Source organism: Streptomyces sp. NPDC006314 (genome assembly GCF_040613075.1).
Taxonomy (GTDB): Bacteria; Actinomycetota; Actinomycetes; order Streptomycetales; family Streptomycetaceae; genus Streptomyces.
In genome coordinates this window covers 53,740-78,578 of record NZ_JBEXRL010000004.1, presented here as the reverse complement: position 1 = coordinate 78,578, position 24,839 = coordinate 53,740, and the positions used below count along the sequence as shown (strand labels likewise).

The following is a 24,839-nucleotide window of genomic DNA, read 5'->3' as shown; positions in this document are numbered from 1 at the left end:
GGGCGGATCCGGCGGGGGCCTTCGCGGGAGCGGGCGACGCACGCGGGGTCCGTTAAGGTCTCACCAAGCGGTCGGGGCGGTCACCGACCCCGATCGCCGGCCCGCCGGAACGCGCGGGTCGGAACAGATGCCATGGGGGCACAGTGCGACTGAGAGTGGAGTTCACGACCGAGCCCTTCGATCTCGACGAGGCGCCCGCGCACGCGCTGGTCGCCCGCGAGGTCGTCGAGGCGGCGAAGCTGGACGCGGTGGACGTCGGCCCGTTCGGCAACACCGTGGAGGGCGCTGCCGACGCGGTGCTCACGGCCGTGGACGCCCTGCTGCGCAAGACCCTGGAGGCCGGCGCCACCCGGGTCTCGCTCCAGGTCAACGTGATCGGGGAGGGCGATAGGTGACCGGGGACGAGCCCTTCATCACGGCCGTGAAGCCGCTGGTCGACGCCATGGGCGGGGAGATGCTCCCGCCGGACGAGGCCGGTCCCGAGGACGTCGTCCTCGCCTGGGAGGGCGTCGACGTCGTCGCCGTACGCCTGCCCCAGCTGGCGGATTCGCTCGACCACATCCTGGCGGCCATGGAGCGTAAGCGGGGCAAGCCCCTCGCCGAGCTGGACCGCAAGGCGAAGCAGGAGATCGTACGGATACTGGAGGCCCGCGGCGCGTTCTCCGTACGGCACGGCGTGGAGACCGTGGCGAGCGCGCTCGGGGTGAGCCGCTTCACCGTCTACAACTACCTCAACCGCGAGAAAGAGGGCTGAGAGCCGCCGGGAGAGGGCGGGCGCACCCGGACTGGCCACCACCGATTTTTCAACAAAGTGTTGACGTGGTGTTTCCGAGGGCGTTAGCTATCGGCAGCCCGTTCCGCACGAAGGCCGTTTCCGGCCACGGAGGCTCCCGTGACTTCGACTTCCACGCCCCCGGGCCTGGCCCGGTTCAACGACCTGGAGGAGCACGCGGCGCTCGCCACCCTCCACGAGGCGTGCGCGTCCACCGAGTGGGCCCGGCGACTGCTCGCCGCCCGCCCGTACGCCACCGTGGAGGACCTCTGCACCGCCAGCGACGCCGCCATGGCCGAGCTGACCACCGCGGACCTCGAAGAGGCGATGGCCGGGCACCCGCCGATCGGGCGCCCCAAGCCCGGCGACCCGACCTCCGCCCGCGAACAGCGCGGCATGGCCGGCGCCTCCGAGGAACTCAAGGCCGAGATGCTCGACCTCAACCTGGCCTATCAGGACAGGTTCGGTCATGTGTTCCTCATCTGCGCCACCGGAAGGACCGCCGAGCAGATGCGGGACGCGGTCAGGGAGCGGATCGGCAACGCGCCGGAACAGGAGCGGGAGATCGTCCGCACCGAACTGGGCAAGATCAACCGCATCCGACTGGCCCGACTCGTCGAAGAGGACGCCTGACACCATGAGCACCAGCACCACCGCCTCCGTGTCCACGCACATCCTGGACACCTCCGTCGGCCGCCCCGCCGAGGGCGTCGCCGTCCACCTCGCCGCCCGCGCCGGCCGGGATGCGGACTGGCAGGCGCTCGGCGGATCCGCGACCGACGCCGACGGCCGGTGCAAGGACCTGCCGGCACTGCCGGCGGGGACGACCCACGTACGGCTCGACTTCGCCGTCGAGGCGTATTTCGAGAAGAAGCAAGCCGATGCGCAGCAGGACGCCCCCGCGAATCGGGACAGCGGACCTGGCGTGTTCTTCCCGGAGGTGGCGATCACGTTCGCCGTCGTACCGGGCGAGCACTACCACGTGCCGTTGCTGCTCAACCCGTTCGGCTACTCCGTTTACCGAGGGAGCTAGCTACATGACCGTCAATTCCCGCCCTGCCCGCCCTGTGATCCTGGGGCAGAACCAGTACGGCAAGGCCGAGAACCGAGTCGTCAGGATCACGCGGGACGGCGCCACCCACCACATCAAGGACCTCAACGTGTCCGTGGCGCTGAGCGGCGACATGGAGGAGGTCCACTACTCCGGCTCCAACGCCAACGTCCTGCCGACCGACACCACCAAGAACACGGTGTACGCGTTCGCCAAGGAGTACGGCATCGAGTCCGCCGAGCAGTTCGGAATCCATCTCGCCCGCCACTTCGTCACCTCGCAGGAGCCGATCCACCGCGCCCGGATCCGCATCGAGGAGTACGCCTGGGAGCGGATCGAGACCTCCGACGCCAACTCCAAGTTCATCGGCGCCGACGAGGTCAAGCACTCCTTCGTCCGCAAGGGCCAGGAGACCCGGCTGACCCAGATCACCTACGACGGTGAGAAGTGGGAGGTCGTCTCCGGACTGAAGGACCTGGTCGTGATGAACTCGACCAACTCCGAGTTCTGGGGCTACGTCAAGGACAAGTACACCACCCTGCAGGAGGCGTACGACCGCATCCTGGCCACCCAGGTCTCCGGCCGCTGGCGGTTCAACTGGACCGACGACGAACAGAAGGCGCCCAACTGGGAGAAGTCCTACGAGCAGGTCAGGAAGCACATGCTCCAGGCCTTCGCCGAGACGTACTCCCTCTCGCTGCAGCAGACGCTGTACCAGATGGGCGCGCGCATCATCAACAACCGCGGCGAGATCGACGAGGTCCGCTTCTCGCTGCCGAACAAGCACCACTTCCTGGTGGACCTGGAGCCGTTCGGACTGAAGAACGACAACGAGGTCTACTTCGCCGCCGACCGCCCCTACGGCCTCATCGAGGCCACCATCCTGCGGGACGGCTGTGAGGCCCGTATCCCGGTCGACATGACCAACCTCTGACGCGGGACGCGGGCCCGGCCCCCACCCGGGCCAGGGGCCCGCCACACCGGAGGGAACAGAATGGCACAGCCTGCGAAGGGGCCCGCCACAGCCCCGGGTTCCACCCCGCCGGTGCACCCTGCGGATCAGCGCAGGAGCGCCGGCCACGGTCCCGCTCAACGTCTTGTTCCACATCTCGGCACCCGGAGCCGGACGGCTCCGGCACTCAAATCCTCCTAGGGTCCTGCCGTGCCCTCCCCGTGGACACTCCCGGTCCACGGGCCGCCACTGAAAGACAAGGAAGCCCCATGGCACCATCGGCAGCCCAGCGCATCGTCATCGAGAACTGCGCGATCGCGACCGTGGACGCGGGCGACACCGAGTACGCCTGTGGACACCTGGTACTCGCCGGCGACCGGATCGAGTCGGTCGGCGCGGGCAAGGCCCCCGAAGGCCTCGAGAACGTGGTGCGCCGGATCGACGCGAGCGGCCATCTGGCCACGCCCGGCCTGGTCAACACCCACCACCACTTCTACCAGTGGATCACCCGGGGTCTGGCCACCGACCACAACCTGTTCAACTGGCTCGTCGCGCTCTACCCGACCTGGGCGCGCATCGACGAGCAGATGACGTACGCGGCCGCGCAGGGGTCCCTCGCCATGATGGCCCGCGGCGGCGTCACCACCGCCATGGACCACCACTACGTCTATCCGCAGGGCTCCGGCGACCTGTCCGGCTCGATCATCCGGGCCGCCGCCGAGATGGGTGTCCGCTTCACGCTGGCCCGCGGCTCGATGGACCGCAGCGAGAAGGACGGCGGTCTGCCGCCGGACTTCGCCGTCGAGACGCTGGACGGTGCGCTCGCCGCGACCGAGGAGACCGTCAAGAAGCACCACGACGCCTCCTTCGACGCCATGACCCAGGTGGCGGTCGCCCCCTGCTCGCCGTTCTCCGTCTCCACCGAACTCATGCGTGACGGCGCCGAGCTGGCCCGGCGGCTGGGCGTACGGCTGCACACCCACGGCTCGGAGACCATGGAGGAGGAGAGGTTCTGCCACGAGCTGTTCGGCATGGGCCCCACCGACTACTTCGAGTCCACGGGCTGGCTCGGTGAGGACGTGTGGATGGCGCACTGCGTCCACATGAACGACTCCGACATCGCCGCCTTCGCCCGCACCGGCACCGGTGTCGCCCACTGTCCCTCGTCCAACGCCCGCCTCGCGGCCGGTATCGCCCGCGTCCCTGACATGCTCAAGGCAGGCGTGCCCGTCGGCCTCGGCGTCGACGGCACCGCCTCCAACGAGTCCGGCGAACTCCACACCGAACTCCGCAACGCCCTGCTGATCAACCGCCTCGGCGCACACCGTGAGGCCGCGCTGGGCGCCCGCCAGGCGCTGCGGCTCGGCACCCACGGCGGCGCCCAGGTCCTTGGCCGGGCCGGGCAGATCGGCTCGCTGGAGCCCGGCAAGCTGGCCGACGTGGTGCTGTGGAAAATGGACACCCTCGCCCACGCCTCCATCGCCGACCCGGTGACCGCGCTCGTGTTCGGCGCCGCGGCCCCGGTCACCGCCTCCTTCGTGGGTGGCCGGCAGATCGTCGACAACGGCCGTCTGCTGACCGTCGACGAGGACGCCGTCGCCCGCTCCACCCGCGAGGAGGCCCAGCGCCTCGCCCGGATCGCCGCCCAGGCCTGATCCGCGGGAGCCATCGGGCCGGCCGCCGCAGGACCGGTCCGCCACAGGACTCCGGCCGGGAAGGGACGGTTCCCGGCCGGGACCGTGGATCCGAGCGGGATCCACGGCAGGCCGGCTCCGGGGCACGTGCGGACGCGCGCGCCCCGGAGCCGGTCACCCCCGCACCTCTTCACCGCTCACCGCTCATGTGCCACCCCCGTCACGGTCCCTCCCCCAAGCTCTCGGCTGCGCTCGAGCAGGAGGTACCCCCATGACCACCCGCACCACCTCCCTGAAACCCACGTCGACGACGACGTGTTAACCGCCCGGAGGAGCCGCCGTGGCCGCCCATCCTGTCGACGAGAAACTCCCCGCCCTCAAAATGGCGACCAGCGGCCTGCAGCACGTGGCCGCCATGTACGCCGGAGTCGTCGCCCCACCCCTGATCGTCGGCGCGGCCGTGGGCCTTTCCGCGACCGACCTGACGTTCCTCACCGGCGCCTGCCTGTTCACCGCGGGCCTCGCCACCTTCCTCCAAACCCTGGGCATCTGGAAGATCGGTGCCCGGCTGCCCTTCGTCAACGGCGTCACCTTCGCCGGTGTCGCCCCCATGACCGCGGTCGTCGCGTCCACCGAGGACAAGTCCGACGCCCTGCCGATCATCTTCGGCGCGGTCATCGTCGCCGGCTTCCTCGGGTTCCTCGCCGCCCCCTTCTTCAGCAAGGCCGTCCGCTTCTTCCCGCCCGTCGTCACCGGCTCCGTCATCACCCTGATCGGCGTCTCGCTGCTGCCGGTCGCCTTCGGCTGGGCCCAGGGCCCCGACCCCAAGGCCGCCGACTACGGTTCGACGACCTACCTCACCCTCGCCGGCATCACCCTGCTCATCGTCCTGCTGCTGCGCCGCTTCGCCCGCGGTTTCGTCAAGCAGATCGCCGTCCTGCTCGGCCTGACCGTCGGCACACTCGTGGCGATCCCGTTCGGCGTCACGGACTTCGGCCCCGTCGCGGACGCCGACGCGGTGGGTTTCCCGACCCCGTTCCACTTCGGCGCCCCCCAGTTCCAGTTCGCCGCCATCCTCTCGCTGTGCGTGGTGATGGTGGTCTCGATGACCGAGTCGACCGCCGACATGCTGGCACTCGGCGAGATCGTCGAACGACCCGCCGACGAGCCGACCATCGCGGCGGGCCTGCGCGCCGACACCCTCGGCTCGGCGCTCAGTCCACTCTTCAACGGCTTCATGTGCAGCGCCTTCGCCCAGAACATCGGCCTGGTGGCGATGACCAGGATCCGCAGCCGGTACGTCGTCGCGACCGGCGGCGGCTTCCTGGTCCTGATGGGGCTGTGCCCGATGGCCGCATCCCTCATCGCGGTCGTACCCCGCCCGGTCCTCGGCGGCGCCGGCATCGTCCTGTTCGGCTCGGTCGCCGCGAGCGGCATCCAGACCCTGGTGCGGGCCGGCCTCGACAGGGACAACAACGTCCTGATCGTGGCCGTGTCCCTCGCCGTCGGGATCATCCCGATCACCGCGCCGGAGTTCTACCACTCCTTCCCCGGGCCCGCGAAGATCGTCCTGGACTCCGGCATCTCCACGGGCTGTGTGACGGCCGTCGTCCTCAACCTGCTCTTCAATCACCTCGGCAAGGGGCGTGAGGCCCACGACGTCACCCCTCCGATGGAGGCGGGGGAGGAGATCGCCGCCGCACACTGAACCACCCCGCACGCAGGGTCGTGCGGGCGAGTACGGAAAACCATGCCGTGTCCCCGCCCGCCAGGGTGCACCCTGGATGCCATGAACGAATCCGGCCGTGTCGAGGCCTTCAGCGATGGGGTTTTCGCCATCGCCATCACCCTGCTCGTCCTGGACATCAAGGTGCCGGAGGCGGGTGAACACGGCGGTCTGTGGCACGCACTGGGCGCGCAGTGGCCCTCGTACACCGCCTACGCGGTGAGCTTCCTGGTCATCGGCATCATGTGGGTCAATCATCACCAGATATTCAGCCATGTGGCCCAGGTCGACCGGACGCTGATGTTTCTGAACCTGTTGTTGCTCATGGTCGTGGCGGCGGTGCCCTGGCCGACCGCGATGCTCGCCGAGTATCTGCGCGAGGACACCGCCTCGCACGCGGCGGCCGCTGTCTACAGCCTGGTCATGGTGGCCATGGCCCTCGCCTTCCAGGCCCTGTGGTGGCATCTGACCCGCACCGGTCACCTCTTCGACGCCCGCGTGGACGTCCCGGCGGCCCGGGCGACCCGAATCCGCTTCGCGCTGGGCTCCCTGGGCTACCCGCTGGCCGTCGGTCTGGCCTTCGTCTCCGCGCCCCTGACCCTGGCCGCGCACGGCCTGCTCGCCCTGTACTACGGCTTCAACCAGGTCCCGGTGCCGACCCGGCAGAACCCGGCGATGTCCTGAGGACGGCCGGCGACTCCGTCCGCCGGGTACCGGCCGGGCATCCGGATTCAGCCGCGTGCGCCCGCCCGGCACGGGTTTCATCAAGCCCTCCTCGGCGGTCGCAGAGCGGCCTGCACCGTCGCGTCCAATGCTCTGCGCAGCGTGCGGGTGCGGAAGTCGGAGGACACGCCTGCCGGAGGGCACCGTGCCGGGCCGGGCCGGCGAACAGAGAGAAGCGGCTTCGCCTGCGGCTTTAAGTCGTCACTTAGAGGCTTGTCGGTGAGAGATGGCGCCTGCCAGTGTGTGCTACGGCAAAGGGGCGGATCATCCTGGCGCGATGAGACAGCTCATTGTCCGAGTCATCAGACACGAAGCGGAGTGTGGCGAGAATGAAGAATTTACGGGTCAATGGCATGCGGCGATGGGTGGCGGTCGCCGTCCTCGGCTCCGCCGCGGTGATGAGCTCGATCACCCCCGCGAACGCCGGTGACACCAGCACCGATGAGGCCGGCACTCGAGCCGCCGCCTCGCCGTGCGGGTACTACGCGGGCAGGGAAATCGCGTACTACAACCACTGCGGTCCCACCACAATCAAGATCAAGCTCGACGTCGTCCGGGGGTTCGACAGGACCATCTGCGTGCCACCCGGCGAAACGCGGCTCGGCCTCAAGAGTCAGATCAGGGACGCGAACTACGTCGGTGGGGCCGGCTGCGTCGTCTCGTAACCATCTCCGATCCACAGCTTCTCGGTGACGGTTGAGTTGTGCGGGCCGGCCGAAAAGGCCCAAGGATCCGGCGATTGCCCGGATCCTTGAGCCTTTTCGAGCCTGACTTGTTCCGCTGTGATGAGTGAGGTGAAGGAAAGGCGTGCGGTGAGCCGGCCGGGGAATGCTCGGGGTGCGCGGACGTGCTCCAGCGCTCTGGCAGGGGGTCAGGTCAGTGCTACGCATCCACTTCACGTCGGAAGACCTCGTGCGGACCCGTCTGGCCGCGACGATCGGAGTCGCGGCGGAGACCTACTACAGCCTGGAACTGCTGCGGGAGCACCGGGAGCTTCCGCACTTCCGCCCGTGGCGGTCGGCGGTCGCGGGCCGGATGGGGGCGGACACGCGCCCGTTGACATCGTTGCTTCCGGTGCGCGGCCCGGGGCTCGACCTGCTGGCCCTGATGGGTGATGTGCCGTCCCTGGACCACGCCGTGGACAACCTGCTGCACGCACCCGTGTCCCGGCTGAGCCGAGAGTTCCAAGGCGTTGACTTCCATCCCAGGCACCTGCCGTGGGCCAGGAGGCTGTCCGAGGGGGACCGCGAGGCGCGGCGGGAGCTCGCCGCGGCCGTGCGCGCCTGCCATCGACTGGCCGTCGAGCCCTACTGGCACAAGGGGCGGTCCGAACTCGTCGCGCTGTCCTCCCGCTACACGAACCTGGTGCTCGAGGGAGGCGTCGACCTGCTGCTGCGCTCACTCTGCGCACCCCTGGTCCGCTGGCGTCCGCCCGTCCTGGAAGCTCCCTACCCGCGTCGGGTGGAGGTGCATCTACGAGGCAGAGGACTGCTCATCACTCCCACTGTCTTCTCGCCGCGCGCCGTGAGCCTTCTGTGGGACCCGTTAGACATCACGCAGCCGCCCCGGCTGACCGTGCCGGCCCTCCGCGAGCCGCTGACCGGTACCGGACCGGCCGAGGCGGACGGCACCCCCGGCCGGAACCTGGAATCACTGCTCGGCCGCACGCGAGCCGCCGCGCTGCGCGTGACGGCGGAAGGCAGCACGACGACGGAGCTGGCCCGCCGCCTCGGCGTCTCGGTCGCGGCCGCCAGCCAGCACGCCACGGTGCTCCGGAACGCCAAACTGATCACCACCACGCGACGAGGCGGATCCGTACTGCACCTCATCACCCCCCTGGGCCTCGCCCTGCTGGGGACCGGAACCACGACGGAACCGTGAGCCGACCCCCGGCGCGAATGGTTCGAGCACGTGCGCCGGGTGTCCGCGGCGTTCACCTCCGCCGTGAGGAGCGCCGCGGCCCTCTGCGACCACCTCAACGCCGAGTCCGTCGTCGACGCACGGCCACCGGCCGGATCCTGGTCCGGTACCTGGCGGTCCTGCTCGACGCCGCTCGCTCGGTGCCCCCGGCAGCACACGGCTGACCGACTGGGCCGATCGCAACCGGGTGTACATCGCCGAGGCGCGGGCGGCCTACGACGCCGAGCACCAGCCGCGGTTGCTCGACGCGTAGACCGGAGGCCGGTTACAGGCCGAACAGGCCGAGGTCCGTCGCCAGCTCCTTGAACACCTCCCGTGGATCGGCGAGCAGCTTGCGCTCCTGCAGGTTCAGCAGACCGCCCACCGCGGTGACCTCGGCCGCCACGGTGCCGTCGGTCTTGCGTATCTCCTGCCGGATCCGGAAGGTCTTGCCGCCACCCCACTCGAACTCACACGTCACGTCGACCTCGTCGCCGGCGAGCAGCTCACGCCGGTAGCGGATCGTCGTCTCCAGCGCCACCGGGCCCACACCCCGGCCCACGAGCCGGGCCTGGCTCACCCCGGCCGCCTGGAGCAGCGACCAGCGGGCGTGCTCCGCGTAGTTGAGGTACACGGCCTGGTTGAGATGTCCCTGCACGTCGGTCTCGTAGCCGCGGACGGTCACACGGACGGAAAACGGTTCGGCCACTGCTTGCCCTTCTCGCGTTCGGATCACCGGTCGACCGATCTTGGCACGCCGGTCACGCCCGGCGCGGCGAGGCCAGCAGATAGCGCGCCCTCGTCCGCGGCTCGGTGTACTCGCCCGCCTGCCATCCGGCCCGCTCCAGCGTCGCCGCGCAGGCCGCCAGCGTCTCCGCGTCCGGCGCGTACACCGCGACCGCCTCCGGCTGCGGGGTCGCCCGTACCCGGTACCCGTCCGCGCCCCCGCCCGCCGGGCGGTGTCCCGCCGCCTCCAGGGCCAGCGCCGCGGCCCGCACCAGATGCGTACGCTCCCAGCCGCACGGCCGGTCCACGGCACCGTCGGGATGGGTCATCCGGCGCAGCTCCAGCAGCCCCTGCCAGGCGCTGTGCACCTCGCGCAGCCGCGCCGGCCCCGGCGGCGGGGCCTCCTCCTCACCGCCGACGCGGGCCGCGAACACCCCCGTCGACGGCGCGGACTCCTGCGGTACCGCGGGCTCCTCCGCGGCTTCCGGCGCCACCTCGCGTATCCGGTGCCCGGCAGGGGTCAGGAAGTGATCGTGCGGCGGCCGCGGATGCCGGAAGGCGAGTCCCCGCTTCACCAGCGCCGCGAGCTGCGCCTCCGTGCCCCGCAGCCGGCCGGTGACCGGATCGGCGGCCTCGATCACCCGCCGCTGGGCGGCGGTCGGCGGTCGTGTCACAACGCTCCTCCCGGTGCCCGCTGCTTGGGGCGCCGCCCGGCAGACGGCCCATTCGCAGAGTACGGCCCGGGTCTGACAACGAGGGCGCGAAGCCGGCCGCCCCCCGCTCTACTCCCGCGGCCGGATGTTCCACCCCGCCACCACCGGTCGCCCGTGCTCGGTGCCGATTCGGCACAGGGTGCCCGTGGCCAGCTGGAAGAGGGCCCCGTGGTGTGGCGGGAGTCCCAGGCGGCGGGCGGTGAGGACGCGCAGGAAATGGCCGTGGGCGACCAGGACGACGACCCCCTCGGTGTCGGCGAGGGCGGCATCGACCTTGCCCAGCACGCGGTCGGCGCGCTTCCCGACCTGCTCCGCGGTCTCGCCCGGATGCTCGGGCGGCCCGGGCGCGACCCCGTCCGTGAACAGGAACCAGCCGGGCCGGGTCCGCTGGATCTCCACGGTGGTCACGCCCTCGTACCCGCCGTAGTCCCATTCACGCAGGTCGGTGTCGACCCGGGCGTCGTGGATGCCGATGAGCCGGGCGGTCTCCCGGGCCCGCTGCAGGGGGCTGACGAAGGCGGCGCCGATCCGGTGCGAGCGGATCAGCGGGACCAGCCGGCGCGCCTCCTCCCGCCCGTGCTCGGTGAGGGGTACGTCGGTCCAGCCGGTGTGCCGTCCGGACCGCGACCACTCGGTCTCACCGTGCCGGACGAGAAAGAGGTCACCCACGTCAGCGCCCTTCCCGCTCGTCTGTCAGCACGGTGTCACAGGGCGGCCGCCGCCCGCAGGACGGACTGGGCCAGACGGCCGTTCTCCACGGCGGCGCCCACCCCCGAGGGGAAGCCGAACCGGCGCCGGGTGTACCCGTTCGGTGATCACCTACGGAGTCCACCAACAGGGCGGCGCGGCGCGCCCTTCCCTTCACGACCCGTTTTCGGTGCGGGAGCACGGGCGGCGGGCCGCGGTGCGCTGCGGAGCCCTCAGGATCCGGCCGGCGTCCGCCGCGGAGGCTCCAGGGCCATCGTCTCCCCGCAGGCGTCGATCGCCCCGGTCTTCCGGTGCGCGTCCACGACGGGGACGACCGCGCGGTGGGTGTCGTGCGGGGCCCAGACCACCGCATCGCTCTGCCGTACGCAGTACAGGCCCGCGCCCTTGGCGCCGCGGGGCGTGTAACGGAGGTCGATGACCACGGTGGCCTTCCCGGGCACGGAGAGGGACGCGGCGTGGCCCCGGCCGGCACCGTCGATGGTCTCCGCTTTCCCGTTGTGGATCTCCACGCCCGGATAACCGTCGAACACACAGGTTCCGGGGCCCTTGTTGGCGGCGGTCAGCCGGGCGTTGGGCCGCTTGCCGTCCTTGTCCGCGCTGTCGAGCAGGCTCAGCGTCCACTTCAGCGAAGAGGTCCGGCACGGCGGTACCGCCGCGTCCGATTCGGCGGTCGTGGTGGTGGCGCAGGATGTCAGGGCCAGGCCGGCCGTGAGGACGGCCAGGCCGCCGGCCAGTCGAGTCGTCGTTCGCATCGTTCCCCCTGGAAGATGTGCGGTGTGGTCAGGTGCCGGGGTGAACCAGCGTGTGCTCGGTGCCGAGGGCCTGGGTCCGCGTGTCGGCGTACAAGGTGGTCTCCCCGTCGGACCAGCGGACGACCAGGTCGTTGCCGACGTGGTCGGCGGTGAAGTCACCGGCCGTCATGACCCGGGCGAGCTTCCAGAGACCGTTCGGGCCGCGCAGCGGTGCCTTGGTGCCGAGCTTCACGGCCGAGGTGGCCGCGTAGGTGTCGAGGGCGCCGTCCGTCCGGCGCACGAGGATGTCCCAGTCGGCCGTGCGGCCGAAGTTCCCGCCGGTCAGCAGGGCTGCCTTGGTCCAGGTGCCGTTCGCCGCGCGGAGCTGCTTCGCCGTGCCGAAGGGGCCGGCACCGACCCCGGTGTACACGGTCACCCGGCCGTCGGTCCAGCGGACCAGCAGGTCGGTGGCGCCCTTGCCGCCGTGGAACTGCCCGGCCGTCATCTGTACGGCCTTCTTCCACCCGGAGCCGGGGCGCGCCATCCGGATCTCCCGCCCCAAGCCGGAGGCGCCGAGGTCCGGGTAGAGGGTGACCTCACCGTCGGACCAGCACACCAGCAGGCCGGACCGATCGCCGTCGGTGAAGTTCCCGCCGGTGAGGGTCCGGGCGTGCGTCCAGGTGGCGTTGGCCTTCCGCAGCCGCTTCTCGGTGCGGAACCCGCCCTTGCCGTCGCCGGGATGCAGGGTGACCTCACCGTCGGACCAGACCACGAGCAGGTCGCCGCGCCGGTCGCCCGTGTAGTCGCCGGAGGTCATGAGAGCGGCCTTCCGCCAGCGTGCCGCGCCTCCCGCCAGCTTCCCCGCCAGGCCCTGATACGGGGGCAGGTCGGCGGGCGGGGCCTGGTCGGCCACGGCGTAACCGAGGAGGTTCGCGGCGTCGGCGCCGAACGCGGGGGCGTAGCTGATGTAGTCGACGTTCGCGTCGTTGCCGCCGCCGTTGTAACCGCCGAGGTTGCCGATGACGTGGCCGGAGCGCGCGTCGTCCTTGTAGTCGGTGATCCACGGGCTGCCGGACACACCGCCGTAGTAGCCGCCGCAGGTCATCGACATCTGCCGGTAGCCGCGCAGTTGCCTCGTCGGCACGGTGCACTTGACGGCGCGTCCGGCGCTGTTGTGCCGGTGCGCGGGGTAACCGACGACGGTGACCTTCTGGTGGGTGTAGCCGGACGGCCGGGTGAAGGTCAGCCCGCCGCCCACGGCGTCCTGGAGGGACGTGCCGTGCTGGTTGGCCGAGACGCGTGCGAACGCGGTGTCCAGGTCGGACGAGGCTTTCTTGGTGGTCGTCGACCCCCGGTCGGGCTGGTAGCGCGGGTCGGTGAACACCCGCTGGATGTGGAAGACGCCGTACGGCTGCTGGTCGGGGCCCGCTCCCTTCACGAACTTCGGCACGAAGAGGTAGTCGCTCTTCATGCTCAGCGCGCAGTGGGCCGCGGTGAGGACGATGTTCCGCGCCGGGGTGTCGATCACGCTGCCGGTGCAGTGCCAGGTGGTGCCGCGCGGCCCGTCGGAACCGAAGAACGTCCCTACCAGGCGGGTCCCCTTGAACATCGTGCCCTGGGGCCGCCGCGCCGCCGCGCTGCCCGGCCGCACGGCCCCGGACGGCGCGGTGCGGACCGCGTCCAGCGGCTGCGCGTCCGCCATGCGCTGGGCGGTCCAGTACCGGGCGGCGTCCCGCGCCTCCTGCCCGGCGGTGGGCGACGGCGGCGCGGGCGACCCGGCCCGGGCGGCCGGAGCGGCGAGCCCGAGCGCCGCCGCGCACAGAGCGGCGACGGCCGCCCGGCGCCCGCCGCCGTACGCGGACGGGCGTCTTCCGTGCGAGAACATGGTGCTCCCCCCTGATCGACGGAATCGGACCGGAGGGGACGGCGGCGCGGTGCGGCGCTGGTCAGGCGCGTACCGGCGGCTCGTGTGGGCCGTACGCCGCGACAGTCCCCCTGGTCATGCGGGGTGATCTTCGCACAGACGCGCGAAACGGGCCACTACTGCCGGTATCCGCTGAGGAACCGTCCGATCCGGCCGATCGCCGCCTCGAGGTCGTCCGCGTGCGGCAGGGTGAGGATGCGGAAGTGGTCGGGGGAGGGCCAGTTGAAGCCGGTGCCCTGGACGACCTGGATCTTCTCCCGCAGCAGCAGGTCGAGGACGAACCTCTCGTCGTCGTGGATCGCGTGGACCTTGGGATCGATGCGCGGGAAGGCGTACAGCGCACCCTTGGGCTGCACACAGGACACGCCGGGGATCTCGTTGAGCTTCTCCCAGGCCACATTCCGCTGCTCGTACAACCGGCCGCCGGGCATGGTCAGCTCACGGATGGACTGGCGGCCGCCGAGCGCGGCCTGGATGGCGTACTGGGCGGGCGCGTTGGCGCACAGGCGCATGGAGGCCAGCATGGTCAGGCCCTCCAGGTAGTCCTTCGCGTGCTGCTTCGGGCCCGTCACGACCAGCCACCCGGAGCGGAAACCCGCCACCCGGTAGGTCTTCGACAGGCCGCAGAAGGTGAGCACCACCAGGTCGGGGGCGAGCGCGGCGGCCGAATGGTGGACGGCGTCGTCGTACAGGATCTGGTCGTAGATCTCGTCGGCGAGGACCATCAGACCGTGCCGGCGGGCGAGGTCCAGGATGCCCTCGACGACCTCCTTCGGGTACACCGCGCCCGTCGGGTTGTTGGGGTTGATGATGACCACGGCCTTGGTCCGGTCCGTGATCTTCGACGCCATGTCGGCCAGGTCCGGGTTCCAGTCGGCCTGTTCGTCACACAGGTAGTGGACCGCCTTGCCGCCCGCGAGGGTCGTCACGGCGGTCCAGAGGGGGAAGTCCGGTGCGGGGATGAGGATCTCGTCGCCGTCCTCGACCAGGGCCTGTACGGCCATGGACACCAGCTCCGAGACGCCGTTGCCCAGGTAGACGTCGTCGACGTCGACTTCGAGCCCCACGTTCTGGTAGCGCTGGGCGACCGCGCGGCGCGCGGAGAGGACGCCGCGCGAGTCCGTGTAGCCGTGGGCCCGCGGCAGCATCCGGATCATGTCCTGGAGGATCTCCTCCGGCGCCTCGAAGCCGAAGGCCGCGGGATTGCCGGTGTTCAGGCGCAGCACGCTGTGCCCCGCCTCCTCCAGCGCGTTGGCGTGTTCGATCACCGGGCCGCGGATCTCGTAGCAGACCTCGCTGAGCTTGTTCGACTGCCGGAACTCCATGCGCCGCTTCCCCTCCGGTATCCGATGTTGCTTGGTTTTACCAAGTGGGAGCTTGGAAAGTCCAACGACATGTCTAGACTGCGTCGCATGTCACCTCGCCGAAGCTACGACCAGTACTGCTCCGCCGCCCGCGCCCTCGACCTCGTCGGCGACCGCTGGACCCTGCTGATCGTCCGGGAGTTGCTCGCCGGCCCGCGCCGCTACACGGACCTGCACGCGGACCTGCCCGGCGTGAGCACGGACGTGCTCGCCTCCCGGCTCAAGGACATGGAACGCGACGGGCTCACCACCCGTCGGCGGTTGCTCCCGCCCGGCGCGGCGTACGTGTACGAACTCACGATGCGAGGAAGGCAGTTGCTGCCCGTACTACAGGCGCTCGGGAAGTGGGGCGAGGGAGAACTGGGGGAGCGGCGCCCGACCGACGCGGTGCGAGCGCACTGGTTCGCGCTGCCGCTGCTGCGGGCCCTGGAGGGGGAGGGGCTGGTCGAAGTCCGTCTGGAGGAAGGGGACTTCCATCTGCGCGTCGGCGCCGAGGAGGGCCCGGTGTACGGCGACGGGCCCGCCCCCGGGGCGGTCGACGCGCGGCTCGATCTGGACACCGCGACCTGTGAGGCCGTTTCCCGCGGGGAGTCGACCCTGGCCGACGCCGTCCGGGCCGGACGGGTCACCGTGACCGGCGACGGCACGCTCGCCAAGGCGCTCCGGGAGGCGTGAAAACGGGCCGCCCCCCGGACGCCGGGTATCCGGCCGACCGAGTCGGGGGCGGGTGGGCGAAACGGAAGGCCCGCCGATCAGGCGGGCCTTCACCTACGTCGGCTCACACGCTCGGTGGCACCCGGGACGGCCGTCCCGTGCCCCGTGTCAGCGCGTACCCGCCGATGCCGGCGAGCGCGGCCAGGATGCCGCCGATCGCGGTCCACACCCAGCGGTCGGACCACCAGCCGGAGGACCAGCCGTCGTCCGAGCCGAAGCTGGACAGCACCGCCGACTTCGAACCGTCCTCGTCCTCCTCGGTGTTGACGGCGATCCCGGGGACGAGGGGCTTGCCCAGCGAGCCGTCCACCGCCGCCGCACCGCCGATGTCCTTGGAGTCGACGCGGACCTCGGCGCTCACCGGCAGACCGAGGTCGGAGGCGCCGAGGCCCACCACGGTCAGCCGGACGTAGTACGTGCCCGGCAGCGGGTCGTCGGCCCACGGCTCAGACCAGCCGCGTACCGTGCGCAGCACACAGGCCAGCTCGACCGAGGAGGCGCCCTGCGCGGCGGTGCGGGTCTGGGCTCCGTACTGGCATGCCTGGCGGCGCCGCAGCCCGTCGTACACGTCGAGCTGCCAGGTCTGCGAGCCGTGCGTGTCCGGGAGCTTGACCGTCGCCTTGACGGTGGGGCGCTGCCCGGTGTCCGCCGGGAACGACCAGTACAGGTAGTCGCCGGTGGAGCCGGAGGCGGTGGCCTGCTGCCCCTGCTCGATCTCCGTCGCCGTACGGAACGAGGTGCCCGCCTGGGTGGGCGCCTTACCGTCGCCGGAGGCGCTCGGGGAGGGCGAGGAGTCGGCGGCGGCCGGCCCGGCGGCCAGCCCCAGCGCCAGCAGTGCGGCGCCCAGCGTACGTGTGATCCGCATCAGTTCGTCCTCCAGACCGCGACCCGCCAGCGCGGCAACCAGCCCCACAGCAGGCCCGCCAGGAAGCCGACCAGCACCAGGGCGCCCAGCAGCCACCAGCCGCGGCCGAGCCCGAAGGAGGCCACGTCGTGGTGGCCCGACGGCCCGTCCACGACGTCGACGGTCAGCTCCAGCGGCAGACCGGGCGTGGTCTTCACCCCCGCCCCCGCCGAGAACGACTGGGTGACCTGCAGGCACACGGTCTCCGCGGGCGCCGTGTCGTCGTCGCTCTCCGGCTTCGGATACCGCAGCCCGGTGGAGATCACATCCGTACGGCCGTTGCCCGCCGCCTCACCGCGCACGATCTCCCGCCCGTGCGAGGTAACCGCTCGCAGCAGCACCCCGTAGTCGGGGTTGACGGCCCGGTCGGCCGCCACGCTCACCGAAGTACGCAGTTCCTGGCCGGGGTTGACACTCACCTTGTACCAGCGTTGCCGCCCGAACTCCGCACGGTCGGTGTAGAGCCCGGACTTGAGCACCGGCGCCTTCTCGCACTGGGCCGCGCCCTCGGTCGCCACCGGCGTGACCACCGGATCGGCCGCCCGGTCGACCAACTGGCCGACCCGGTCGCTCAGCTCCTCCTTGTGCCGTACGGAGGTGTAGGTGCCGCCGGTCGCGTCCGCGATGCAGCTGAGCTGGTCGCGGGTCTTGGCGTCCGGTACCAGGCCGAGGGTGTCGATGGTCAGTCCGATGCCCTTGGCCGCTATCTCCCGCGCCACTTCGCAGGGGTCGAGCGGCTGGCAGGTGTCCTCGCCGTCGCTGATCAGGACGATACGGCGGGTGCCGTCACCGCCGTTCAGATCGTCCGCCGCCTTCAGCAGCGCGGGCCCGATCGGCGTCCAGCCGGTCGGCGCCAGCGTGGCCACCGCCGTCTTCGCCTCGGTCCGGTTCAGCGGGCCGACCGGGTACAGCTGCTCCGTGTCCTTGCAGCCCTCCTTGCGGTCGTCGCCACGGTAGTTGGCGCCCAGGGTGCGGATGCCGAGCCGGACCTCCTCCGGGGTCGCGTCGAGCACCTCGTTGAACGCCTGCTTCGCCGCGGCCATCCGGGAGCCGCCGTCGATGTCCCGGGTGCGCATGGAACCGCTGACGTCCAGCACGAGTTCGACCTTGGGAGCGGCCTGCTCCGTCTCGTCGGCGACCGCTCCGGCGGGGAACGCGGTCCCGGCCGTCAGGGCGGCGAGGAGAGCGCAGACTCCCGCCGCCAGCCGTTGTCTTCTGATCATCGGCGGATCTTATTGATCAGACGGGCTGTGCTCCAAACGTGCGGGTGGCGATTCGGGTGCCGCTCAGGACAACGGGTTGGGTAGGTACGTCCACTGGTCACCCGGCGTGTGAGGGGACAGCCGCATCAGGCTCAGTGCCTTGGCCGGCAGAGGGTCTTCGCACAGGGCCTTCACATCGGGCGTGTCCGGCAGGTCCGGTACGGCGGATGCCAGGGCCGCGCCCAGGGCCGGGCCCGAACCCGCCGTGTCCGCCAGCGCTCCCGCCACCAGGGAGCCGAACAGCTTGCGGCGCAGGGCGCTTTCGTCGTCGGTGATCAGGCGGCCCGTCAGGGCGGGCGGGGCGATGCCGTGCCGGGCCAGGCGTGCGGGGCTGATGCGGATGTCGGCGAGGTCGCGGTAGACGAGGCGCAGCGGGATGCCGTCGGCCGACAGGATCACCAGGAGGTTCTGGCCGTGGGCCTCCAGGGCCACCCCCAGCTCCAGCAGGCGCAGGCCCACGGTCAGGGCCAGGCGGGTGAAGGCGGCCAGCCAGGCGGGGGAGTCGGGGAGGTCGGTGGTGGCCAGTGCGGCCACCGGCAGGACGCGTTCGCCCGGTGCCGTGTACGTCTCCGGCGACTCCCGCAGCAGTGCGGCCAGGTCGGGGGAGCGGGCGGTGACGGCGGCCAGGGTGCGGGTGACGTGCAGCAGCCCGTCCGTGCGCGTGGCGAGATCCGTCGCGAGGGACGTCAGCGCGGCGGACGCCTCGACGGAGTACGGCGAGATGTCGCGCACCGAGGACGTCAGCCGGGCGCTCAGTGCGGTCTTCACGTGCGGGCCGCCGGGCAGGGCGAGGGTGCGCAGGGACATCAGCGGGTGCGCGGACCGCCAGGGGTCGCACGGCCGCTTGAGCACATGGGCGGCCTGCCAGGGATGCACCGGCACCAGCAGGCCGTCGGCGTCGCGCAGTTCCGCCGGCCAGTCCCCCGACACCAGGCACTCCGCGGCCGGCACCGGCACCGTTGCCAGTTCCACCGACGGCCGGTGCTCCGGCCCGTACGCCAGCTGGTCCGCGGCCGAGAAGCCGGGCCGGGAACGGCAGTTCGGATGAAACGGATGGCCGTCCACCACCCGCTGCTCCCACTCCCAGTCCCGCTCCGGCCACTCCTTCGGGTGATCCGCGCCCGCCCTTGACAGCGCCAACGAGGCGGCGCTGCCCGCCAGTTCGGCGGCGAAGGCGGACGCGTGCGGCACCGCGAGGTCGGTCATGAGCCGCGCCGGATCGTCGTGGCGCTCCTGGTCCAGGCGCACGTCCGTGACGTACGCGCCGGTCGCGTAGGGATCCGCGTGCGGCCCGTGCAGCCTTCTGCCGTCGGCCAGCCGCAGGGTGAGGCCGTGGGCCCCCTCGAGGCGGTCGGCGACCCACGGCAGGGGTTCATGGGTGAGCCCCCGCCACAGGCGGGTCAGCACGGCCGCGCGGGCGCCCGGCAGCTCGGCCCGGTACCGGGGCAGCAGAGCGGGCCGGGCGGCGGCCAGCTCCTCGGCCAGCCCGTCCTCGGCGGTGGGGGAGTGGTACACGGTCGGCTCCTCGGGTACGGGCACCACGGCACGATGGTCAGGGACGACAGACATACTGATCGGGATCGGGCCCCGGACGAAGAACGAATGGATCGCGTGGACCTCAAGCCCCCCGCCGACACCGTCGGACAGCGCGCCGACGCGTACGCGGCCGCCCCCCTGCTCAACTGTCTGCTGCGGGAGGTGGCCCAGCCGCTCACCGGCCACGACGGGGAACGGCCGGTCTACCGGCTGCCCGGCAGCGGCCGGCTGCTGCGCGTGCGCCCCGGCCGCCGGCCCGCCGACCCCGAGGTACGCACCGCCGGAGCCTGGCACCCGGTCGGCCACACCGAACTGGTCAAACTGGTCGCCGACGAACTGCGCCGGCACACCGGGGCGGCGGGCGGTGACCTGCCCGCCGAGATGATCGACAGCCGGGACGCCGTCGCCGCCCTGCTCACCGCCCGCGAGCAGGCGACGGCCCCCTCGGACCCGTACCTGCGCTCCGAGCAGTCCCTGCTCACCGGGCACCCCCACCACCCGGCCCCCAAGGCGCGCGGCGGTGGCCCGGTGGCGTCCTGGCTGCCGTACGCCCCCGAGGCCCATGCCCGCTTCCCGCTGGCGCTGCTCGGGGTCCGCGAGGACCAGGTGGCCGAGGAGGGCGACACCCGCGCCCTGGACGCCCTCGGCACCGCCCCGCCCGGCTACCGGCTGCTGCCCGCCCACCCCTGGCAGCTCGACCTCGTCGCCCGCGACCTCGCCCCGGCCTTCGCCGACGGCCGCCTGCTCCGGCTCGGCGCGACCGCCTTCGACACCTGGCCGACGGCGGCGGTACGTACGGTGTACGAGCCCCGGCGCGACCTGTTCCTGAAGTTCAGCCTGGACGTGCGCATCACCAACGACATCCGTCGCCTGTGGCGCCACGACCTGCACAGACTGCGCCGCACCGACCAGGCCGCCGAACACGCCTTCGCGGCGCTGGGCCGGCCCGCGGCCTGGCTGAGCGACCGCGGCTACCGCACCGCCGTCTTCGCCTTCGAGGAGCTGGCCGTCCTCGTACGGGACGGCCTGCGCGGCCATCTGCTGCCGGACGCCACCCCGCTGCTCGCCGCGGGCCTCGCCGAGGGCTTCGACGGCAGCCCGCTGGCCGCCGCGGCCGATCCGGCGGCCTGGTGGGAGGCCTACCTGCGGCAGGTCGTCCCACCCGCCCTGACCGCCTTCGACGACCACGGGGTCGTCCTGGAGGCCCATCTGCAGAACACCCTCGTCGCCGTGGACGCGGCCGGTACGCCCGTACAGTCGCTGTTCCGGGACGCCGAGGGCGCCAAGCTGCTGCCGGACGTCTCCCGGGCCGCCGGCTGGGAGCGGCTGGTGTACTGCTTGATCGTCAACCACCTCGGCGAGATCGCCGGCGCCCTCGCCGAACACCATCCCGGTCTCGACCCGTGGCCCGCCGCCCGCCGCGAACTCGCCCGGCACGACCTGCCCGAGATCCCCGCCCTGCTCGCCGCGCCCACCGTGCCCGGCAAGACGAACCTGCTGCTGCGCTGGACCGGAGCCGACGGCGCGGCGGCCCGCTATGTGCCCCTGCCCAACCCGCTGCTGGGCCGCTGAGCGCGTGCCGGGTGGGGAGCGCCCCGAAGGGGAGCGGGTTTTGAGTCAACATCGCCTTCGAAACCATTCAACGCTTGCTCTCGCCAGGCCCGATGACAACGATCAAAGCGGGGCAGGCGCAGCCCCCACGTGCTCACTCCCGGCAATCAGGGGTTCTCGGGCGTGACTACGTGGGCCAGCAGACCTACAAACGGGGACACAGCCTTGAATGAACGAGGGTTAAGAAGGCAATGCAGGCGCTTACTCAGAAACCTTGATATCGAACCGCCGCTCCAGGTGCACCAACTGTGCCGGCGTCTGGGTGAACATCGCGGCCGCCCCATCAGCCTGGTTCCGTACCCGCTGCCCGTACCCGGGCCCTTCGGCTTGTGGATCGCCACGGACACCGTGGACTACATCTTCTACCAGCAGGAGACCAGTCCGTCGCACCAGGACCACATCATCCTGCACGAGGTCGGCCACATACTCGCCGACCACGCGGGCGGTGAGGCCGACGGGGGGATGTGGCAGGCGGCACTGCCCGACATCCACCAGGACGTCATCACCAGAACGCTGCGGCGCACCGGATACGATGAGGAAGCCGAACGCGAGGCCGAGCTGGTAGCGACCATCATCCTGGAGTGGGCCTCCCTGCTGAACCACGTCACTCCCCGCGACTTCGAGGACCCCTCCCTCGGTCCGTTGCGTTCCGCGCTCCACTCCCGCTGGGGGTGGATGTGACGTTCCAGGTGCCTCTGATCATCCTGTTCGGCATCGGGGTGCTGTGGAAGGGTGTCGACCTGGCGCGCGCCCCGCGCGACCGGGTGCTGCGTCTCCTCGTCGTCTGCCTGCTGTTGTTGCTGGGCGGCGAAGTCCTGAGCATTCCCGGGATCAACAGCGCGATCGACGAGGCCACGATCACGGGGGCGGGCAAGGTGGCGTTCAACGCTATCTACATGTCAGGCCTGTGCGCCCTCAATCTGTTCTTCGCCTCCTCCGTGGGTGGCAGCGACGGTGCCTACCGCCGCCACCTGCGGTCGAGCACCGGCCTTCTCTGCGGCGTGCTGATCGCCCTGGTGGCCACCATGACCGCCACACCGGCGGCGATGCGTGGTCACTCCTTGGCGACCCCCTACATGGGGGAGCCGCCCATCGCCTTGTTCTATCTCGTCGGCAACGTCTACTTCCTCTACGCGTATCTGGCCGCCGCCCGGTGGGCACTGCGCTATGCCCGGAAGGCGGCCCAGCACCTCGGGGTCGGCTTGCGGGTCATGGCTCTGGGCCTCCTCGGGCTGGCCGCGACCTCGGTCAACCGGATGATCCTGGTCGCGCTGCGCTATGACGAACCCGGATCGCACGAGGTGTTCAACGCTGTCAACTGGTCCCTGTCCGACTGGGCGATGGGGGTCACGCTCGTCGGAATCTGCTACTCGGCCTCCGTGCAGGTCCTCACCAGGGTGCGGTCGATGGCACGCCACCGCCGCATGTACCACGAGCTCACTCCCCTGTGGACGGCGCTGACCACCGCCTATCCGGAGCTCGTCCTGAAAGAGCCGCCGGCCGGCGCCCGGTGGCGCCGTCTGCGCCCGCACCGTACCCATGAGCAGCGGTTCTGCCGGCGCGTCATCGAGTGCCGCGACGGACTCGTCTGCCTGAGCCCGTATCTGGCACGAGTCGCTTCCGGAACCGATCTCGCCCATGCCCCGGCCCAAGAACTCGCCCGGCACATCACGGAAGCACTGGCTCTGAACCCGACGACGGAGTCCCCTCAGACCGAGCTGCCCGCGGTCCGCGTCGCGGCACCCGCGAGCGGCGACCTGGAAGCCGACGCTCGCGAACTCATCGCCGTCTCCCGGGCCCTCGACGAAAGGAAGTCATGAGCAAGGTACTGATCACCGCGGACCGCGTCATCCCAGGGCCCGCGGATCAGTTGATCGCCGACGGTGCCGTACTGGTCGACTCCGGTGTCATAGCCGCCGTCGGCCCCGCCGCCCGGCTGGACACGTCGGTCGACGCACAGGTGCCCCGGGTGCGCTGTCCCGGAGCGACGGTGATGCCCGGGCTGATGGACTGCCACGTCCACCTCGCCTTCGACGCGGGGCCGGACCCCGTCAGTGCGGTGATCGACGCGGGCCGCCGCGAGCTGTCCACCGCCATGGCGGACCGCGCCCAGCAGCTGCTGGCGTCGGGGGTGACCACCGTACGGGACCTCGGTGACCGTGACGGCCTCGCCGTGGCGTTGCGTGCCTCCGTCGACTCCGGGGCCGTCGCCGGGCCGCGCATCGTCGCCGCGGCCACACCGCTGACGTCACACGGTGGCCATTGCGGCTTTCTGGGCGGCGAGGTGGACACGGACGACGCGATTCGGGCGCAGATCGCCCGTAACGCGGCGGCCGGAGCCGACCTGATCAAGGTCATGGCCTCGGGCGGTGCGCTCACCCCGGGCGGCCCACGCATGTGGGAGCCGCAGTTCACCGCCGCCCAACTCCGCCTGATCGTCCGGGAAGCGGCGCGCCACGGTCTGGGTGTGGCCGCTCATGCGCACGGCACCGAGACCATCGCCGCGTGCGTCGACGCCGGCGTCCGGACCATCGAGCACTGCTCCTGGCGCAGTGCGGAGGGCATTGTGTACGATCCGGCGATCACCCGTCGTATCGTCGACAACGACGTCTCCGTCTGCCGCTGTGTTTCCGGGGACTGGCAGTTGTTCCTCAAGCAGATGGGGTCCGAACGCGCCCAGCAGATGACGGAAGTCATCCGGGAGATGCGGGCGGCCGGTGTCCGGTTCATCGCCGGCACCGATGCCGGCGTGCCAGGAGCACGCTTCGGTGACTACGTCGGCATGCTCGAATTCTTCGCGTCGCTCGGCTTCAGCAACACCGAGATCCTGGACAGCGCCACCGTCAACGCCGCGCACGCCCTCGGGCTCACCGACACAGGTGCCCTGGCTCCCGGAATGCGCGCCGACCTCATCGTCCTCGACGGCAACCCCGTGACCGAGTTGGACGCTCTCCGCCGGATCCGGTACGTCTTCACAGCGGGCCGCCCCGCCCTTCGCCCTGACAACGGCTGATTCCGCTCGGGCGGCGCGGCGGGGCGGTCTCCGGGCCGTCCCCCGCCCCTGGCCGTCGCCGCGGACCTACGGTGCTCCGGCCGGGCGGGCAGGCCCCGGCGTCACGGCCGGCATCGTGTGACGCGGTGCTGACAGCAGGCGCGGTGCTGACGGCAGGCGCGGAATTCAGCCATCCAGGTTCGCCGAATCCACGGGCAGCCCTTCGAGTTCACGTACCCGGTCGATCACTTCGGTGATCGACCTCAGGCTCTTCTCCGAGAGTCCGGCAGTGCGCAGGGCGATCCGCTGCACCTTTGCGTCGCGCAGCGCGGTGAGGAGGGAAAGCTCGGCGTTCACCGTCTCGGTGACCCGGTCATCGAAGAAGTACGCGGGAGGTACGCCGAAGAACTTGGCCAGTCCCTCCAGGTGCCGGAGCGTGGGATTGTCGCGCTGTCCCTTGCGCAGGAGCCAGATGTAGCTTCCCGAGATCGGAATTCCCGCGGCACTGATGGCGCGTGCGACCTCCTCGACGGTGTACGGAGCCTGGCCGGCGGGCTTCATGTGCGCGAACAGATGGTTCAGCTTGTCGGCCAGGCTGTTGCCCGGCTCTCTGTCGCCGTTCGGCATCGCGTGGCCTCCTCTTTGAAGGCATACCTTAACCTCGCACTGAAGTGTGACCCAGCCGTCACCCGACGTCGGTCGGCAGCGCTGTGGGGACTTGGGCCGGCCACCGGTCCAGCCGGCGTGCGAGCAAGCTATCTCATGCGGCGACTCGCCCGGTAGCAGCGAAGGGACCGCCGGATCGTCCACCGGGCGACGGGAACCACCCTGCCGACAGGCGATGCACCGGTATCGGCCACCTCGTCGAGCTTCCGGTGAACCGTGTTGACAGTGGTT

Annotated in this window: 25 protein-coding genes and 1 pseudogene; 16 read left to right on the top strand and 10 right to left on the bottom strand. The window is 71.2% G+C overall.

Annotated features, from left to right (window positions below):
- The first annotated feature begins 143 nt into the window (after window positions 1-143).
- From ABZ079_RS08485 to ABZ079_RS08435, 11 genes and pseudogenes are all read left to right on the top strand, one after another.
- The gene (locus ABZ079_RS08485) at window positions 144-395 is read left to right on the top strand and encodes a thiamine-binding protein (RefSeq protein WP_356938654.1); all 252 of its coding nucleotides are present in this window, start codon (window positions 144-146) and stop codon (window positions 393-395) included.
- A complete protein-coding gene (locus ABZ079_RS08480; RefSeq protein ID WP_356938653.1) occupies window positions 392-754 on the top strand; it encodes a helix-turn-helix domain-containing protein in 363 nt (120 codons plus the stop codon). Before ABZ079_RS08485 ends, ABZ079_RS08480 begins: the two co-directional genes overlap by 4 nt.
- Before the next feature lie 138 nt (window positions 755-892).
- Complete coding sequence (uraD, locus tag ABZ079_RS08475; protein WP_356938652.1) at window positions 893-1,405, top strand: 2-oxo-4-hydroxy-4-carboxy-5-ureidoimidazoline decarboxylase; 513 nt, start codon at window positions 893-895, stop codon at window positions 1,403-1,405.
- A gap of 4 nt (window positions 1,406-1,409) precedes the next feature.
- The gene (uraH, locus tag ABZ079_RS08470) at window positions 1,410-1,805 is read left to right on the top strand and encodes a hydroxyisourate hydrolase (protein WP_356938651.1); all 396 of its coding nucleotides are present in this window, start codon (window positions 1,410-1,412) and stop codon (window positions 1,803-1,805) included.
- 4 nt (window positions 1,806-1,809) lie between these two features.
- Window positions 1,810-2,757 carry a factor-independent urate hydroxylase gene (gene pucL / locus ABZ079_RS08465; RefSeq protein WP_356938650.1) on the top strand — a complete coding sequence of 316 codons (948 nt, stop codon included), beginning with the start codon at window positions 1,810-1,812 and terminating at the stop codon, window positions 2,755-2,757.
- Window positions 2,758-3,044: 287 nt separating this feature from the next.
- Window positions 3,045-4,430 (top strand): 8-oxoguanine deaminase, encoded by a 1,386-nt coding sequence (locus tag ABZ079_RS08460; protein ID WP_356938649.1) that lies wholly within the window; start codon window positions 3,045-3,047, stop codon window positions 4,428-4,430.
- Between the two features lie 319 nt (window positions 4,431-4,749).
- Entirely contained in the window at window positions 4,750-6,117 is a 1,368-nt protein-coding gene (locus ABZ079_RS08455) for a nucleobase:cation symporter-2 family protein (protein WP_356938648.1), read from the top strand.
- Between the two features lie 81 nt (window positions 6,118-6,198).
- On the top strand, window positions 6,199-6,819 hold the full coding sequence (locus tag ABZ079_RS08450; RefSeq protein ID WP_356938647.1) for a TMEM175 family protein: 621 nt from the start codon (window positions 6,199-6,201) through the stop codon (window positions 6,817-6,819).
- Between the two features lie 368 nt (window positions 6,820-7,187).
- Window positions 7,188-7,523 (top strand): DUF6355 family natural product biosynthesis protein, encoded by a 336-nt coding sequence (locus ABZ079_RS08445; RefSeq protein WP_356938646.1) that lies wholly within the window; start codon window positions 7,188-7,190, stop codon window positions 7,521-7,523.
- A 214-nt stretch (window positions 7,524-7,737) separates the two neighbouring features.
- Window positions 7,738-8,739 (top strand): winged helix-turn-helix domain-containing protein, encoded by a 1,002-nt coding sequence (locus ABZ079_RS08440; protein WP_356938645.1) that lies wholly within the window; start codon window positions 7,738-7,740, stop codon window positions 8,737-8,739.
- A 196-nt stretch (window positions 8,740-8,935) separates the two neighbouring features.
- Window positions 8,936-9,031: pseudogene (locus ABZ079_RS08435) on the top strand (transcriptional regulator); the annotation flags it as partial.
- A 12-nt stretch (window positions 9,032-9,043) separates the two neighbouring features.
- Here ABZ079_RS08435 and ABZ079_RS08430 read toward each other — a convergent pair.
- The 6 genes from ABZ079_RS08430 to ABZ079_RS08405 form a co-directional block, all read right to left on the bottom strand.
- Window positions 9,044-9,466, bottom strand: a complete 423-nt coding sequence (locus tag ABZ079_RS08430; RefSeq protein WP_356938644.1) for an acyl-CoA thioesterase — start codon at window positions 9,464-9,466, stop codon at window positions 9,044-9,046.
- A 52-nt stretch (window positions 9,467-9,518) separates the two neighbouring features.
- Entirely contained in the window at window positions 9,519-10,157 is a 639-nt protein-coding gene (locus ABZ079_RS08425) for a hypothetical protein (RefSeq protein WP_356938643.1), read from the bottom strand.
- Window positions 10,158-10,265: 108 nt separating this feature from the next.
- Window positions 10,266-10,865, bottom strand: coding sequence for a histidine phosphatase family protein (locus tag ABZ079_RS08420; RefSeq protein WP_356938642.1), 600 nt, complete (start codon window positions 10,863-10,865; stop codon window positions 10,266-10,268).
- A 251-nt stretch (window positions 10,866-11,116) separates the two neighbouring features.
- Entirely contained in the window at window positions 11,117-11,656 is a 540-nt protein-coding gene (locus tag ABZ079_RS08415; RefSeq protein ID WP_356938641.1) for a DUF4232 domain-containing protein, read from the bottom strand.
- A gap of 28 nt (window positions 11,657-11,684) precedes the next feature.
- Entirely contained in the window at window positions 11,685-13,520 is a 1,836-nt protein-coding gene (locus ABZ079_RS08410) for a trypsin-like serine protease (protein WP_356938640.1), read from the bottom strand.
- A 155-nt stretch (window positions 13,521-13,675) separates the two neighbouring features.
- Window positions 13,676-14,884 (bottom strand): pyridoxal phosphate-dependent aminotransferase, encoded by a 1,209-nt coding sequence (locus ABZ079_RS08405; protein WP_356938639.1) that lies wholly within the window; start codon window positions 14,882-14,884, stop codon window positions 13,676-13,678.
- Between the two features lie 87 nt (window positions 14,885-14,971).
- Here ABZ079_RS08405 and ABZ079_RS08400 point away from each other — a divergent pair, with 87 nt between their 5' ends.
- Window positions 14,972-15,598 (top strand): helix-turn-helix domain-containing protein, encoded by a 627-nt coding sequence (locus tag ABZ079_RS08400; protein ID WP_356938638.1) that lies wholly within the window; start codon window positions 14,972-14,974, stop codon window positions 15,596-15,598.
- A 103-nt stretch (window positions 15,599-15,701) separates the two neighbouring features.
- Here ABZ079_RS08400 and ABZ079_RS08395 read toward each other — a convergent pair whose 3' ends face one another.
- The 3 genes from ABZ079_RS08395 to ABZ079_RS08385 all read right to left on the bottom strand — a co-directional run bounded on the left by ABZ079_RS08395 (window position 15,702) and on the right by ABZ079_RS08385 (window position 19,318).
- The gene (locus ABZ079_RS08395) at window positions 15,702-16,502 is read right to left on the bottom strand and encodes a hypothetical protein (RefSeq protein WP_356938637.1); all 801 of its coding nucleotides are present in this window, start codon (window positions 16,500-16,502) and stop codon (window positions 15,702-15,704) included.
- Window positions 16,502-17,764, bottom strand: a complete 1,263-nt coding sequence (locus tag ABZ079_RS08390; protein ID WP_356938636.1) for a VWA domain-containing protein — start codon at window positions 17,762-17,764, stop codon at window positions 16,502-16,504. The genes ABZ079_RS08395 and ABZ079_RS08390 overlap by 1 nt, the downstream gene beginning before the upstream one ends.
- 63 nt (window positions 17,765-17,827) lie before the next feature.
- Complete coding sequence (locus tag ABZ079_RS08385) at window positions 17,828-19,318, bottom strand: IucA/IucC family protein (RefSeq protein WP_356938990.1); 1,491 nt, start codon at window positions 19,316-19,318, stop codon at window positions 17,828-17,830.
- A gap of 87 nt (window positions 19,319-19,405) precedes the next feature.
- On the opposite strand from ABZ079_RS08385, the gene ABZ079_RS08380 reads away from it, so the two are divergent.
- From ABZ079_RS08380 to ABZ079_RS08365, 4 genes are all read left to right on the top strand, one after another.
- A complete protein-coding gene (locus ABZ079_RS08380; protein WP_356938635.1) occupies window positions 19,406-20,911 on the top strand; it encodes an IucA/IucC family protein in 1,506 nt (501 codons plus the stop codon).
- Window positions 20,912-21,298: 387 nt separating this feature from the next.
- The gene (locus ABZ079_RS08375; protein ID WP_356938634.1) at window positions 21,299-21,631 is read left to right on the top strand and encodes a hypothetical protein; all 333 of its coding nucleotides are present in this window, start codon (window positions 21,299-21,301) and stop codon (window positions 21,629-21,631) included.
- A gap of 8 nt (window positions 21,632-21,639) precedes the next feature.
- Window positions 21,640-22,770 (top strand): MAB_1171c family putative transporter, encoded by a 1,131-nt coding sequence (locus ABZ079_RS08370; protein ID WP_356938633.1) that lies wholly within the window; start codon window positions 21,640-21,642, stop codon window positions 22,768-22,770.
- Window positions 22,767-23,963: an amidohydrolase family protein gene (locus ABZ079_RS08365; RefSeq protein ID WP_356938632.1), complete on the top strand. Its 1,197-nt coding sequence runs from the start codon at window positions 22,767-22,769 to the stop codon at window positions 23,961-23,963. Before ABZ079_RS08370 ends, ABZ079_RS08365 begins: the two co-directional genes overlap by 4 nt.
- A gap of 165 nt (window positions 23,964-24,128) precedes the next feature.
- On the opposite strand, the gene ABZ079_RS08360 is transcribed toward ABZ079_RS08365, so the two are convergent.
- Window positions 24,129-24,569 (bottom strand): helix-turn-helix domain-containing protein, encoded by a 441-nt coding sequence (locus ABZ079_RS08360; RefSeq protein ID WP_356938631.1) that lies wholly within the window; start codon window positions 24,567-24,569, stop codon window positions 24,129-24,131.
- Window positions 24,570-24,839: the final 270 nt, after the last annotated feature.